Origin of the sequence: Helicobacter sp. 10-6591 (assembly GCF_003288805.1) — a bacterium.
Lineage (GTDB): Bacteria > Campylobacterota > Campylobacteria > Campylobacterales > Helicobacteraceae > Helicobacter_F.
Map to the genome: position 1 here is coordinate 1 of NZ_NHYK01000031.1, position 12,516 is coordinate 12,516.

A 12,516-nucleotide genomic window follows, 5' to 3' on the forward strand; every position below is an offset into this window, starting at 1 on the left:
TTTGGATGAAAGGTTTTATATAACATTTAACTACAACACTACCTTTAACTCTAAGCTTACACAGCATACTGGTTATATGAAGTTGAATTTTATGTGGTAGATAGTCTTGCAGCTTGATTTTATGCCTTGGGATATAGACTCGGCTTTTGCTTATTGTATATCCCTTTTAGAATCCAATGTCTCTGGCAAACACACTTCGCCATATACCAAATCACAACCAATAAAATCTCTTCCAAGTTCTCTGCATACTGCAAACACAGAGAAACTTCCACTTGCAGGATCTAGCACCAAATCACCCTTATATGTAGTAGCTTCTAATAGTCGCTTTTGTAATCCGTGTGGTTTGGTATGTGTATGATTCTTAATGATACGTTCAGCCCATACATCTGGGATGTTATGCAATCTCCATGTTGCTTTGGCGAGTTTGGGATGCTTTTGGATAATAATCAAATATTCGCTACGGCGACGCGTGCGATAACCCATACCTATTTTTAGCTTATCCCAGGTTATCATATCCACGATATAGAGGTCATGATAAGGTGCAAACCATTCTTTGACACCCTCTAAAAGATGGAATTTGTCAATCCACAAAAACAAATAACCATTTGGTGCAAGCACTCTATGTATGCCAGCTAGAAATTCTGCGATAATCTCTTCGCTCATCTGTGGTAGATTGCACCTCTCACTCCCACGAGATACGCCTTCATTACCGTAACTAAGCTTATCGAGTACGCCTCTGTATTGTGGGTCAAAAAATGCCACTCGTACAGAATCTGAATCTAGCCTTGCAAGCAGATTGATACCATTGCATAGAAGTTTTTTGTTTTTGAGTGATGTGATATTGGCTTTTGCTGTTTTGGTGTCCATATCCCCTCGTATGTGAAGTTGCAGAATTGTAGCCAGAAGTCAAAAGAAATTTGGCTCTTACATCCACTCTAGGATTTGCGTGACTTCTTTGGCTTCAAAACATCTGATCTGTGTTTTTGTAGTGGGTTTTTTGGTGAGTACGACATTTTGGAATCCGTAGTTTTCTAATTCTTTTAATCGTGTATCAATATTATGGGTTTCTCGTATGTCACCTATGAGACTTACTTCACCAATAAATGCGGTTTTATTACTGAGTGGGCGATTACGAAAGCTTGAGATGATGGCAGCTATAACTGCTAGATCCGCGCTTGTTTCATTGATTTTGATTCCGCCAGCAATGTTTATGAATACATCATAACGGTTGAGTGGTATCTCTATTTTGCGTTCTAATAATGCTAAGAGCATATTCAAGCGATTGGTATCAAAGCCTGTGCAAGAGCGTTTTGGATTGCCAAAGTTATTTTCGCTTACTAGTGCTTGGATTTCAATCACTAATGCACGCGATCCCTCTAAAAGCACGCTTATAGCGCTCCCAGCACGTGATGGTTTTTCGGAAAAAAAGAGCTTGGAAGCGTTTTTGGCACTCACTAAGCCATTGTTCTTGAATTCAAAAATACCAATATCACTTGTTGCACCGAAGCGGTTTTTGAAAGCGCGTAAGATTCTAAGCTCTCTGCTTGGATCACCTTCAAAATACAACACACAATCTACCATATGCTCTAATACTCTAGGGCCTGCGATTGACCCCTCTTTGGTGATATGTCCTATGATAAAAATTGTGATGTTGTATTCTTTGGCAAGTCGCATAAGCGCGAAGGTAATCTCGCGCACCTGTGAGATAGAACCTGGAGCAGAGGTAATAGCAGGGGAATAGAGCGTCTGGATAGAATCTACGACGCACATCATGAAGTTTTCTTGCAGAAGATGGGTTTTGATTTGTTCTAGGTCAATTTCGTTGAGTAAATAGAGATATTCACTGACACACTCCAGTCTTTGGGCTCTTGCTTTTATCTGGCTTGGGCTTTCTTCGCCGCTTATGTAGAGGATTTTCTTTTGTGTGTTTTGTGCGATGTATCCGCTGATTTTAAGCAAAAGACTGGATTTACCCACACCAGGACTTCCACCTATAAGATAGAGCCCGCCGCTCACAATCCCACCACCTAAGACAATATCAAGTTCGGGTTCAAAAGAAGTAAATTTTTCTAGATTCTCAGTTTGTACTTGTGTGATGGGCAGAGCTTCTGTGTGGGTGGTTTGCAAGGCTTTAAGCTCTTTGTCTTTTATCTCGACAAAGCTTTCCCACGCACCGCAATTGGTGCATTTTCCAAGCCATTTGCTGCTTCGCATTCCACAGTGCTGGCATTCAAAGAAAGTTTTTGGTTTGGCCATGCTTAATGGTTTGTTTGGTGGAACATCGAATCTAAGAGTGTATTGATGAAGTTCTTGGCATCAAACACAAGCAAATCTCTTTCACTTTCACCAATACCAAGATAAAGGATTGGTAAGCCAAGATTCTGCGCAATACTAAAAATCGCACCTCCTTTGCTTGTGCCATCGAGCTTGGTTACCATGATTCCATCAAGCTTACAGACATCAGCGAAATATTTGGCTTGAGTGATACTTGAGCTTCCTTGTGTCCCATCGAGGATAAGATATTTTTGTAAGCTATGTGCTGTGTGTAGAGAATCTAGAGCCTTTTGGCTTACGCGAATAATTTTTAGAAGCTCGTTTGTGAGGTTTGTCTGTGTATGCAGGCGCCCAGCAGTATCAAGCAATACAACATCGTATTTTTTTGCATGTGCGTGGGTTATCGCATCAAAGGCGAGCGCACTTGGATCGTGGCCGTGCTGAGTGCTCAGCACAGGTATATTTAGGCGTTTTCCCCAAGCTTTGATTTGCTCAATAGCTGCAGCGCGGAATGTATCGCCAGCACCTAGTAGGACTTTTTTGTTTTGGTGCTTGTAGAGATTTGCAAGTTTAGCGATTGTAGTTGTTTTGCCTGCACCATTAACACCGATGATGAGCTTTACTTCTAAGACTTTATCAGAGAGAGTTTGTTGGGAATCTTCAGGGTTTTGGATCTTGGGAGTATCAAGCAGCTTGCAAAAGGCTTTTTCTAATGCCTCTCGCGATATGTAAGAGGGCAGAGAATCTAGGAGTTTTTCTATCAGCTCATAATCCATATCCGCCTCTATGAGAATCTCCTCAAGCTCTTCTTTTGTGAGTTTGTCTTTTTTTGAACCAAGCAGCGAAGTGATGGTATTGGTGGTTTTTTGCAGTGTTTGAGAGAGTAGAGAAAACATATCTAGCCTTTGGAGTTTGTATCAAGTATATTTTTTATATCAAGCTCTAGCATTTCTTCTGGCACGAGTCCAATATAATCTATCACCTTATCTCCATTTGAATCCAAAAGCATAATATAGCCTCGCGAAATATCTTTGTCTAAAAATACAACCAAATCTAAACTTTCTGTAGGCACATAAAGATGGAAATCTCCATAATATTTGAGATTGTCTGTGATTGTGTCAAGCTGCTCTTTAGTTTGGCTAGAAGTAGTAAGTATATAAAAATTGATATTTTCCTTGTATTTTTGTGCAAGCCGCATCATATGTGGAGCAATCATCAGGCAGTTTCTGCAATCTTGTTGTATAAAAAAAAGCATGCTAGGCTTTGTTTGTGTGAATATACTTTGCCCTTGTATGATATTGAGCTTTTCGTTTATGATGTCCAAAACCTCAATTTTTAAGATTTGGTTTGTATGAGGAGTTTGTAGATTTCTTTCTTGAGATTTTGTGGAATCCTGTGATTGTCTATCGTCGTGGGGATGGGAATCTGGAGTAAAGATTGTGTATGTGAAGGTATCGTATTGGTGTATTTTTTCTTGGATCTTTTTGTCCTCGCAACTTAAAAAAAGTAGAGCAAAAATTATGCTAAGAAAAATTCGGATAGTCCCTTTGGTTTGGACAGTTTTTTGCATCAGAAATCCTCAAAATCAATGTGTTATGATTATACAAAACTTGGAGATTAAACCATTTGAAAACAATCCTTGCTGGAGCCAGCACCTGTAAAAGCGACTTTAGAAATAATGCACGCAAGATTCTTTCCCATGCTTTTAGTTCGTCTCAGAATTCTTTTGATTCCCAATCTGTGCGCGTTTGTAATAATCTTAGCAGACTTTTTAAGAATCTCTCTTTGGGTAAAGATTTTAAAAGACATCCACTCACTTGGAATCGCTCTAGCCAAAAAAATCCCAAAAAAATATTTGCACGTAAGGGTATTTTGTTTTATGCACCTTTTGGCTTTGAAGCAAATATTTTTAAACTCATTTTTGATTGCAAACGAAAGAAAAGTAAAGTTTTTCTTCCATATATACAAGGTCTAAGTTTTAAAATGCTACCATTCCGTCTGCCATTAGAAAAGAATCACTACGGGATTTATGAAAGTGCTAAATCACAATTTGGATTGGCAAAGGTTGATATAGTCGTGGTGCCAGTTCTTGGAATCGATACGAATTTTAAACGCATAGGTTTTGGCAAGGGGATGTATGATAGGACATTTGCAAAAAAGCCTAATAAAAGACAAAAATCCCTTACTGTTATTTTTGTGAGTCGCATTCCTTGCGTATCTGTGCCTGTTATCTCTCAATCATATGATCTGCAGGGTGATTATTTTGTGAGTGCTACTGCGTGTTGTAAAAGGTTAGGATATGGAAATTTTATTGCAAGTGATAGGGTATATAATCTTTGGCGTTACTACTAGTTATCTTACATATTTCATTACAAAGAAATTTTTTGCATCTGATGCTAATGTTTTAATAGAACAGGCAAAAGGACGCGCTAAAGCAATAGAATACGAAGCAGAGAAAATTTTAAATGAACACAAAATAAAAGTCAAAGAACAAGAGATCGCATTACAGCAAGACTATGAGCGCAAAATAAGCGCATTAGAAAAAAGAGAGTACAACCTTAATCGCACAATTGAAAGAGACAGACAAAATCTTGATGCAGAGCGTCAAAAACTCGAGAATATGGAAAGCAGAATCTTACGAGCAGATTCTGAGAGTAAGAAAATCATAGAGCAGTATGAGAATGCACGAAAAGAAGCGCTAAGAGTTTTGAGCAGCTACACCAAACTCCCGATCCAAGAAGCAAAAGACATGCTTTTGAAATATCTTGATGAGGAATTGACAGAGGACAAGGCGCTGATGATTCGCCGTTATGAGTTTGAAGCAAAGCAGGAGGCTAGACAAAAGGCAAATTATCTTTTAGCACAAGCTACTACTCGATATGCTGGGGAGTTTGCTGCAGAGAAACTTATAAATGTGATAACTCTGCCAAATGATGAGCTCAAGGGTCGCATCATAGGAAAAGAAGGACGCAATATCAAAACACTTGAGATGATAAGTGGTGTGGATGTGATAATTGATGATACGCCAAATACCATTATCATAAGCAGCTTTAATTTGTATCGTAGAGCCATTGCTATTAAGACATTAGAAGCACTTATTGAGGATGGAAGAATCCAGCCATCGCGCATTGAGGAAATTTATGAGAAAACCAAAGTCCAGATGGATGAGCAGATTCTCCAAGATGGTGAAAATATTGTGCTTGATATGGGGCTTGGTCATATGCATAATGAGCTCAAAAAACTGCTTGGCAAAATGCGTTATCGTGCGAGTTTTGGACAAAATGCTCTTGGACATTCTATTGAGGTGGCAAATCTTGCGGCCATTATTGCAGGGGAGCTAGGCGGTGATGAGAAGCTCACAAGGAGAGCGGGAGTTTTGCATGATATAGGCAAGGCACTCACTCAAGAGGTTGGTGGGAATCATGTTGATTTAGGCGTAGAGGTTTGTTCGCGTTATAAGGAACATCCTGTGGTTATCAATGCGATTTTAGCCCATCACGGACATGAAGAGCCAAAAAGCATAGAATGCGCGGCAGTTTGCACAGCCGATGTGATTTCTGCTGCACGTCCGGGTGCAAGGAGAGAGGTATTAGAAAATTTCTTAAAGCGTATGCAGGATTTGGAAAAAATCGCTACGGACAAGTTTGGTGTCAAGCAAGCCTATGCTATAAGTGCAGGACGAGAAGTACGAGTGATCGCAAGAGCCGATCTCTTAAATGATGACCAAAGTGTCGTCTTAGCACGTGAGATAGCTAAAGAAATACAGTCTAGCTTACAATACCCAGGAGAGATTAAGGTGAATGTGATTCGTGAGATGCGCACTGTGGAATATGCAAGATAAGCAACGAGACTTTCTCAAGGAGAATGATGATGTCAGTTTGGAGTAAGCATTCTTGGCGTGATAAGCCAATCAAGCAACATCCAGTGTATGAAAATACACAGGAGTTAGAGGAAATAGAGAAGAATCTGGCCAATTTACCTCCGCTTGTGTTTGCAGGTGAAGCAAGGAATCTCAAAGCCCAACTTGCCAAGGCTTGCAGAGGAGAGGCATTTGTACTACAAGGCGGGGATTGTGCTGAAAGTTTTTCGCAGTTTCATGCGGTAAATATACGCGATTTGTTTAAGGTGATTATGCAAATGGGCGCGATTCTTACCTATGGTGCTAGTTTGCCAATAGTCAAAATCGGGAGACTGGCAGGGCAGTTTGCTAAACCCAGAAGTAGTGACACAGAGACTATAGGTGGTATTACATTGCCAAGTTATCGCGGGGATTTGATTAATGGTGTGGAATTTAATCTTCAGGCAAGAAAAGCAGATCCTAAGAGGCTTTTGCAAGGATACAACCAAAGTGCTGCAACCCTCAATCTCTTGCGTGCTTTTGCGCAAGGTGGGTTTGCAGATCTTAATCAAGTACATAAATGGAATCTTAGCTTTGTCAAAGATAATGTTTTTGGCAAGAAGTATGAGGAATTAGCAACTCAAATCACGCAAGCACTTGATTTTATGCGTGCTTGCGGAATAGATTCTAAGAATTCTCCGATTTTGCATGAGGTGGATTTTTACACTTCGCACGAGGCACTTGTGCTGCATTATGAGGAAGCCCTCACTAGGCAGGATTCTCTTAGTGGGAGGTTTTATGATTGTTCTGCACATATGCTTTGGATTGGAGAGCGTACAAGGGGATTAGAGCAGGCACATATGGAGTTTTTACGCGGGGTGGAGAATCCTATCGGTGTTAAAATCGGACCAACTGCCACGCGGGATGATATCTTGGGTATCTGTGATATTTTAAATCCGCATAATGAGGAAGGTAGGCTTAATCTCATAGTGCGTATGGGATCACAAAAGATAAAAGAACATTATCCAAAGCTCTTAGATTCTCTGAAGAATGAAAATCGTGCGATACTTTGGAGCTGTGATCCAATGCATGGCAATACAATCAAAGCAAGCAGCGGCTATAAGACGCGTAATTTTGATTGTATTTTGGATGAGGTAAGAAGCTTTTTTGAGATACACAAAGAAAATGGGACTATAGCTGGCGGTGTGCATTTAGAGATGACAGGAGCAGATGTAACAGAATGTGTGGGAGGCTCTCAAGCTATCACAGAGGAGGGATTGGCTTGTAATTATAGTACGCAATGCGATCCAAGGCTGAATGCTACACAGGCTATCGAAATGGCATTTTTGATTGCGGATATGCTAAAACAAAGTCGCTAATTACAATGCGTCAACCAAATAAATCTAAGGAGTTGTGATGAAATTTTTTGGAATCAAAAGAGGAGTAGGACGTAGGGATTTGTATGTGTGTTTTTTGCCTTTGGCAAGTGCATGTAAAGAGGTTGTAGGAATATATGGGGGGGGGGCAGAAGTATATTCTAAGATTTTATGTTTTAGGTCTTAAGGTCTTTGAGAAGATATGTTTTAATACTACACAAGTCTTTTATTTAGACACTGCTGGAGATATGGGGCATTCCATATATAAATACATCCAAGATGAATTAGAAAAAGACGGCATAAAAAGTCGGAGGCTTGAGAATCTATGCAAGGGATTGGATAATCAAAGCAAAGCCTGCGTATATCGTATACTTTCTCGACTCAGGGAAGCCCATTTTAGAGGGAGTAAGATTTGTCATACTCTTACACGTGAAGAGATTGAAGAACAAAGACGTTTGCACTTGGAATTTTTTCCAAACATCCTGCAGCTATCCAAAAAACTTTTTTATTACAAATATTTTTTTCCTATTAATCCAGGTGGTGAAGTGAGTGTGCATTGGCACAGACACAATATGGAAAATTTTAAGAATCTTCAAAAAATCAGACAAAAAGATATTATTGACGTGGGTGGTTTCATGGGCGATAGTGCCATTATTTTTGAGGATTTTACCGACAAAAAAGTCCATACTTTTGAAGCCACAAAAACAAATTATGCACTTTTACAAGAGACATTAAGACTTAACAATGCTATGCGTATTATTCCTATCAACAAGGGTTTGGGTGGGAAAGAGCAGATTTTGAGCATAAGTGTGGATGGATCTTCTTCTACTCTGTGCGATTATGGAATTGCAACACAGAAGTTTGCGATAGAAGAAGTAGAGATTATCACATTAGATTCTTATGTAAAGGAACATAATTTAGAAATAGGGTTTATAAAGGTTGATATAGAAGGCTTTGAACAAGAATTTCTAAAAGGTGCCATGCACACTATCAAATCGCAAAAACCAGCAATGCTTATTAGTATCTATCATAGTGGTAAGGATTTCTTTGAGATTAAGCCAATAATAGAATCGTGGAATCTTGGGTATAGCTTTAAAATTCATAAACCACTTGATTTTAGTGTGAGCGGAGAAACAGCGCTATATTGCGAAGTCATAGAAAATTGATTGCAGGCTTTTTGGGATATACTAATTAGCTAGGTAGAAATTCATCACGAGAAAGAGGTCAAATGAAGATTGCTGATATCCACATAGCTGATGGCTTGCATGAACTATACATACAAGGGCGCAGATTTTTTTTATACAAAAACAAAGCAGATGTGAAGCTTTATGATTGTATCTGTCCCCATCAGGGTGGAAGTTTGCATAAAAACGGAGAGCATATTTGCTGTGAAGTACATAATTGGCGCTTTGCTCCCAGCAGCGGAGAATCTCTTAATATCAAAAATATGAAGTTAAATTCCTATAGGTTGTTTGTAGATAAGAATGGTGATATTTTTTTAGATTCTAAAAGTGTGGAAAGTATAAAGAATCTTGCTGTTTCTTATACATCTGACGCAAAATACAATATTGCCCCCCCCCCCTATTAGTTTCTTTACATTCTCATGCAACTTTAGAGTTTAAGATCAATGATTTTTCTTTGCTTTGTGATCCATGGATTGATGGCTTAGCATTTTTTGGTGCATGGAGACACTATCCTCAACCACAAATCAGCTCTAAAGATCTTAGTCCTAATGCTATTTTTATCTCACATGAGCACAGCGATCATTTCCATCCGCAAACACTTAGTAATTTTGCTAAAGATACACCCATATATATCCCGCAGTTTGTTAATCAACGACTAGAAAAAAGACTTGATTTGCTTGGTTTTACAAATATCATAAGTTTGCCATTTGGTCAGAGTGTGCAAATCAATAAAGATATACAAATCACTCTTTATGAACCTATTTCACTATGGAATGATTCGCAGATTCTTATTGATATAGCAGGTTTTAAGATTCTCAATATCAATGATGCTGGTATCAACCACTCAATCGCTTCAAAAGTAGGCAGTATTGATTGTGTATGTGCGGCATTTTCACCTGGAGCTTCAGGATACCCGGCTACTTTTACACATCTTAGTTTGGATGAGAAAATTTGCTTTTATCAGAAGAGTAGAGTAAGTTTACTTGATATGCTCTTAGAAGCGTGTAAGATGTATAATGCGCGCTATTTTTTGCCATTTGCATCCCATTTTGTTTTAAACCATCCAAAACACTTGAAATATATGAAAATGCTAAGAAAAAACACCATTTTTGATTGTGTAGAAAAAATCGAAAATCCAGATATCAAAGTAATCGATCTTTTGCCTGGAGATTCGTGGGATGTAGGCTCTGATGAAATCATCAAAATACCCAGAACACAGGATCTCTACACTCAAGAACATATAGAAGAATATATACAGAATCAATTTAGGCAGGATGAATTTTTGAGTTTTTATCCTAACAAGCATAAGTATAGATTTGACAGAAAGAAGTGTTTGCAATATTTTGAAAATCTTAATTTCGTGCCAGAGATTAGTTTATGTGAGAATCTAAGCGTGAGTGTGTATCCAGATTTTGAGAACACAAATGCTTTTAGTTTTGTGGTGGATAATGGAGTAAAAATACTCGATTCTTTGATAGAAAATCCAAATCTGAGCATAAAAATTCCTAGTGAGATTCTGATGTATATAGTCGTGCATAATGAAAGCTGGGATGAGGCTACTATAGGATATTGGTGTGAGTTTAGTAGAAATCCAGATGTCTATCATGCAGAGTTTTGGCGGCTTTTACAAGCACCCTTTTATCTCAAACATTCAAGTATTGGCAAATATGAAAGCACTCTTATAACACCATCAACTCCACTTTGTTTCATACTAGAAAATCTTGGTGAGGTAGGAAGCAAAATCCTTGCTCGCTATGGTTTGTATTGTTTGAGTTGTTCTAAGCTTCCAATGGAGAGTTTGCAAAATGCCATACAAGCGCATGGTATTAGTACTGTAAGAAGCCAACGTTTGCTCAAAGAGCTAAATATCCACTTCATATCCAAATCCTTAGAGACAAAATCTTTGATGCATTGAGAGGATGAAATCTTTCTCTAACATATAAGATTCTATTTTTGTACCAAGTAGAGTGTGCTTATGGAGTTGTTTGAATTCTTCTAGCGTTAATAGTTCCAAATGCTCTATGTAGTTATGCCTATATTGTTTTACTGCTGGAAAATGCCATTGCGTAAGATCAGCTTGGTAGGTAGTTTTGAGTTGAGGATCTAACACTTGCTCTTCAACAAAGAGTGTTGGTTGTGTGTGAGTGGAATCTATCCACATAGCTTTTTTACAAGATTTTCTTTCTTTGAACTTGATGTGTTTTCTTAAAACCAAGCATTGGTCTTCACCATCACGAACGCCCAAAAACATTCCTGGAATTTTTTGGATAAATATTTCTTGGTCTTTGATTATAAAATCAATGCGAGGATAATCTACTTTTTGGTATGTATTTTTAGGAATATAAAAGCTTGCAAAAAGTTTCTTGGCATCATAGATATGATCGACATCGATTTTCATCATCCATTCATCTTGTGGGATAAAAGAGAGGACAAAATTATAATAACTATGGAGTTTTTGCATTTCATTGGCTGGATGTTCTAAGTTTATACTGTGCGGATATTTTGCTGGGATAAAACTAGGATAACTCTTGCAAAAATCTAAGATTATCTCTTCGCTACCATCTGTGCAGTCATTGTAGCCTATGACTCCTCTTTGGAATGCTGGTAGCATAGAATCTAGGCTAGATCTTAAAGTATGTCTTTCGTTTTTTACCCGTATGAATGCCCAGGGATTAAGTGGTGATTGTGGATTCTTGGCATTTGTATCAAATTCAAAATACCCTCTGTGCTTACACGAATAAATGCTGTAAGGGGGGGGGGGTAATAGAGCTTTTATTCAGTGTTATAAAAAATTCATTGCTTACAGAAAACATTTTTTGTCTGACTTTTGTGGGGAGAGAAGAGTTTATTTGTTTGGAATCTAACGAGATAAAGCGCGTATTTCCTCGTAATTTTCTTGCTGTGTATTTTAAACTATTAAAAAGATTCATTTTTTTAGATACTTTGTTTTTAGATACTTTTTTCTTAGATACTTTGCGATGTATTTGGGCAGCCTGTATAGGTCTTTGATAAGTTTGATATAAATATTATTATCACCTCTTATTTCGTTTGCTCTATCAAATGGTGGCAGACACATATCTTTGATTGCACCTTTTTCTTTCATTTGGTTTGCTCTATCAAATGGTGGCAGACACATATCTTTGATTGCATCTTTTTCTTTCATGCTGTTGATAGATTTATCCAATGCCACATTGGTAATAGGGGGGGGGGGGATAATAAAGTATTTATAGCACTTTCCTTGCTTAGTGAGTAAAACTTGACACCAAGAGATTTTAAAAGTGTGAGAATCTCTTGGTCATAATCTTGAGAATGCCATTTGCTTGGTACCCCATCAAAATCAGGATATGCACTTAAGAAGTTTTGTTTGTCTGTAATATTATGAATATATTTTCCACCATTTGCATAGAAGTCAATGCCTGTAATATAAATCTCTTTGTATCCAGCAAATACACCAAATATACACATATAAACACCAGAAGTAGCAACTCTATTGTTATAGAAATACTCAAAATTGAGCTTTTCTAATAATTCTTCCATGGCTTGGAATCCTAAAGCTCTGTCTTCTAGAAATCTGTGACCTTGTATAACTTTTGGGAAAGCATATAAAAAATTCTTATCGCCCCTAGAAAGGATTCTTCCCTCCAAGAATCTCCAGCTTGAAATTACAATGTTCTCTATATCATATTGCTTGGATTGAAGGAGTTTTTTGTATGTGTAGTATTGATAGTAGAATACATGTGGTACAGCAAAAAATGCCTTGACTTTTTTGCCCAAAAAATATTTGTCTTCAAAATAGAATTGATTACATCGAAAGACATCATAATCCTCAGGCATTCTTGTGTAA

15 protein-coding genes are annotated in these 12,516 nt (G+C 38.0%); 7 read left to right on the plus strand and 8 right to left on the minus strand.

What is annotated here, in order from left to right; translation table 11 throughout:
* Positions 1 to 150: 150 nt before the first annotated feature.
* Genes CCY97_RS07825 through CCY97_RS07840 form a run of 4 tightly spaced genes read right to left on the minus strand, consistent with a single transcriptional unit; the run spans position 151 to position 3,844 of the window.
* A complete protein-coding gene (locus tag CCY97_RS07825; RefSeq protein ID WP_112064913.1) occupies positions 151 to 867 on the minus strand; it encodes a site-specific DNA-methyltransferase in 717 nt (238 codons plus the stop codon).
* Between the two features lie 57 nt (positions 868 to 924).
* Positions 925 to 2,256, minus strand: coding sequence for a DNA repair protein RadA (gene radA / locus CCY97_RS07830; RefSeq protein WP_112064914.1), 1,332 nt, complete (start codon positions 2,254 to 2,256; stop codon positions 925 to 927).
* 2 nt (positions 2,257 to 2,258) lie between these two features.
* Positions 2,259 to 3,170 (minus strand): signal recognition particle-docking protein FtsY, encoded by a 912-nt coding sequence (gene ftsY, locus CCY97_RS07835; RefSeq protein WP_112064915.1) that lies wholly within the window; start codon positions 3,168 to 3,170, stop codon positions 2,259 to 2,261.
* Positions 3,171 to 3,172: 2 nt separating this feature from the next.
* Positions 3,173 to 3,844: a hypothetical protein gene (locus CCY97_RS07840; RefSeq protein ID WP_112064916.1), complete on the minus strand. Its 672-nt coding sequence runs from the start codon at positions 3,842 to 3,844 to the stop codon at positions 3,173 to 3,175.
* 56 nt (positions 3,845 to 3,900) lie between these two features.
* Between CCY97_RS07840 and CCY97_RS07845 the strand changes: the two genes are divergently transcribed.
* The 7 genes from CCY97_RS07845 to CCY97_RS07870 all read left to right on the plus strand — a co-directional run bounded on the left by CCY97_RS07845 (position 3,901) and on the right by CCY97_RS07870 (position 10,587).
* Positions 3,901 to 4,626, plus strand: coding sequence for a 5-formyltetrahydrofolate cyclo-ligase (locus CCY97_RS07845; protein ID WP_112064917.1), 726 nt, complete (start codon positions 3,901 to 3,903; stop codon positions 4,624 to 4,626).
* Positions 4,574 to 6,115, plus strand: coding sequence for a ribonuclease Y (gene rny, locus CCY97_RS07850; RefSeq protein ID WP_112064918.1), 1,542 nt, complete (start codon positions 4,574 to 4,576; stop codon positions 6,113 to 6,115). Before CCY97_RS07845 ends, rny begins: the two co-directional genes overlap by 53 nt.
* 26 nt (positions 6,116 to 6,141) lie before the next feature.
* Entirely contained in the window at positions 6,142 to 7,491 is a 1,350-nt protein-coding gene (locus tag CCY97_RS07855; protein WP_258457106.1) for a 3-deoxy-7-phosphoheptulonate synthase class II, read from the plus strand.
* Positions 7,492 to 7,528: 37 nt separating this feature from the next.
* On the plus strand, positions 7,529 to 7,675 hold the full coding sequence (locus CCY97_RS08315; RefSeq protein ID WP_181562868.1) for a hypothetical protein: 147 nt from the start codon (positions 7,529 to 7,531) through the stop codon (positions 7,673 to 7,675).
* The gene (locus CCY97_RS07860) at positions 7,626 to 8,654 is read left to right on the plus strand and encodes an FkbM family methyltransferase (protein WP_258457107.1); all 1,029 of its coding nucleotides are present in this window, start codon (positions 7,626 to 7,628) and stop codon (positions 8,652 to 8,654) included. Before CCY97_RS08315 ends, CCY97_RS07860 begins: the two co-directional genes overlap by 50 nt.
* A 62-nt stretch (positions 8,655 to 8,716) precedes the next feature.
* Positions 8,717 to 9,076 (plus strand): Rieske 2Fe-2S domain-containing protein, encoded by a 360-nt coding sequence (locus CCY97_RS07865; RefSeq protein WP_112064920.1) that lies wholly within the window; start codon positions 8,717 to 8,719, stop codon positions 9,074 to 9,076.
* Entirely contained in the window at positions 9,049 to 10,587 is a 1,539-nt protein-coding gene (locus CCY97_RS07870) for an MBL fold metallo-hydrolase (RefSeq protein ID WP_112064921.1), read from the plus strand. The genes CCY97_RS07865 and CCY97_RS07870 overlap by 28 nt, the downstream gene beginning before the upstream one ends.
* Here CCY97_RS07870 and CCY97_RS07875 read toward each other — a convergent pair.
* The 4 genes from CCY97_RS07875 to CCY97_RS07890 all read right to left on the minus strand — a co-directional run.
* The gene (locus CCY97_RS07875) at positions 10,561 to 11,448 is read right to left on the minus strand and encodes a beta-1,4-N-acetylgalactosaminyltransferase (RefSeq protein ID WP_112064922.1); all 888 of its coding nucleotides are present in this window, start codon (positions 11,446 to 11,448) and stop codon (positions 10,561 to 10,563) included. The genes CCY97_RS07870 and CCY97_RS07875 overlap by 27 nt on opposite strands.
* Positions 11,402 to 11,602 (minus strand): hypothetical protein, encoded by a 201-nt coding sequence (locus CCY97_RS07880; RefSeq protein ID WP_112064923.1) that lies wholly within the window; start codon positions 11,600 to 11,602, stop codon positions 11,402 to 11,404. Before CCY97_RS07880 ends, CCY97_RS07875 begins: the two co-directional genes overlap by 47 nt.
* A complete protein-coding gene (locus tag CCY97_RS07885) occupies positions 11,599 to 11,835 on the minus strand; it encodes a hypothetical protein (protein WP_112064924.1) in 237 nt (78 codons plus the stop codon). Before CCY97_RS07885 ends, CCY97_RS07880 begins: the two co-directional genes overlap by 4 nt.
* Positions 11,832 to 12,516, minus strand: a 685-nt coding sequence (locus tag CCY97_RS07890) for an alpha-2,3-sialyltransferase (RefSeq protein ID WP_146744533.1), incomplete at its 5' end; no start/stop codon positions are given. The genes CCY97_RS07885 and CCY97_RS07890, both read right to left, overlap by 4 nt.

What these genes read in the sequence shown, in the direction of transcription:
- CCY97_RS07825 (WP_112064913.1), bottom strand. Translation starts at nt 867, where the DNA reads ATGGACACCAAAACAGCAAAAGCCAATATCACATCACTCAAAAACAAA.
- radA (WP_112064914.1), bottom strand. Translation starts at nt 2,256, where the DNA reads ATGGCCAAACCAAAAACTTTCTTTGAATGCCAGCACTGTGGAATGCGA.
- ftsY (WP_112064915.1), bottom strand. Translation starts at nt 3,170, where the DNA reads ATGTTTTCTCTACTCTCTCAAACACTGCAAAAAACCACCAATACCATC.
- CCY97_RS07840 (WP_112064916.1), bottom strand. Translation starts at nt 3,844, where the DNA reads ATGCAAAAAACTGTCCAAACCAAAGGGACTATCCGAATTTTTCTTAGC.
- rny (WP_112064918.1), top strand. Translation starts at nt 4,574, where the DNA reads ATGGAAATTTTATTGCAAGTGATAGGGTATATAATCTTTGGCGTTACT.
- CCY97_RS07855 (WP_258457106.1), top strand. Translation starts at nt 6,142, where the DNA reads ATGATGTCAGTTTGGAGTAAGCATTCTTGGCGTGATAAGCCAATCAAG.
- CCY97_RS08315 (WP_181562868.1), top strand. Translation starts at nt 7,529, where the DNA reads ATGAAATTTTTTGGAATCAAAAGAGGAGTAGGACGTAGGGATTTGTAT.
- CCY97_RS07860 (WP_258457107.1), top strand. Translation starts at nt 7,626, where the DNA reads ATGGGGGGGGGGCAGAAGTATATTCTAAGATTTTATGTTTTAGGTCTT.
- CCY97_RS07865 (WP_112064920.1), top strand. Translation starts at nt 8,717, where the DNA reads ATGAAGATTGCTGATATCCACATAGCTGATGGCTTGCATGAACTATAC.
- CCY97_RS07880 (WP_112064923.1), bottom strand. Translation starts at nt 11,602, where the DNA reads ATGAATCTTTTTAATAGTTTAAAATACACAGCAAGAAAATTACGAGGA.
- CCY97_RS07885 (WP_112064924.1), bottom strand. Translation starts at nt 11,835, where the DNA reads ATGAAAGAAAAAGATGCAATCAAAGATATGTGTCTGCCACCATTTGAT.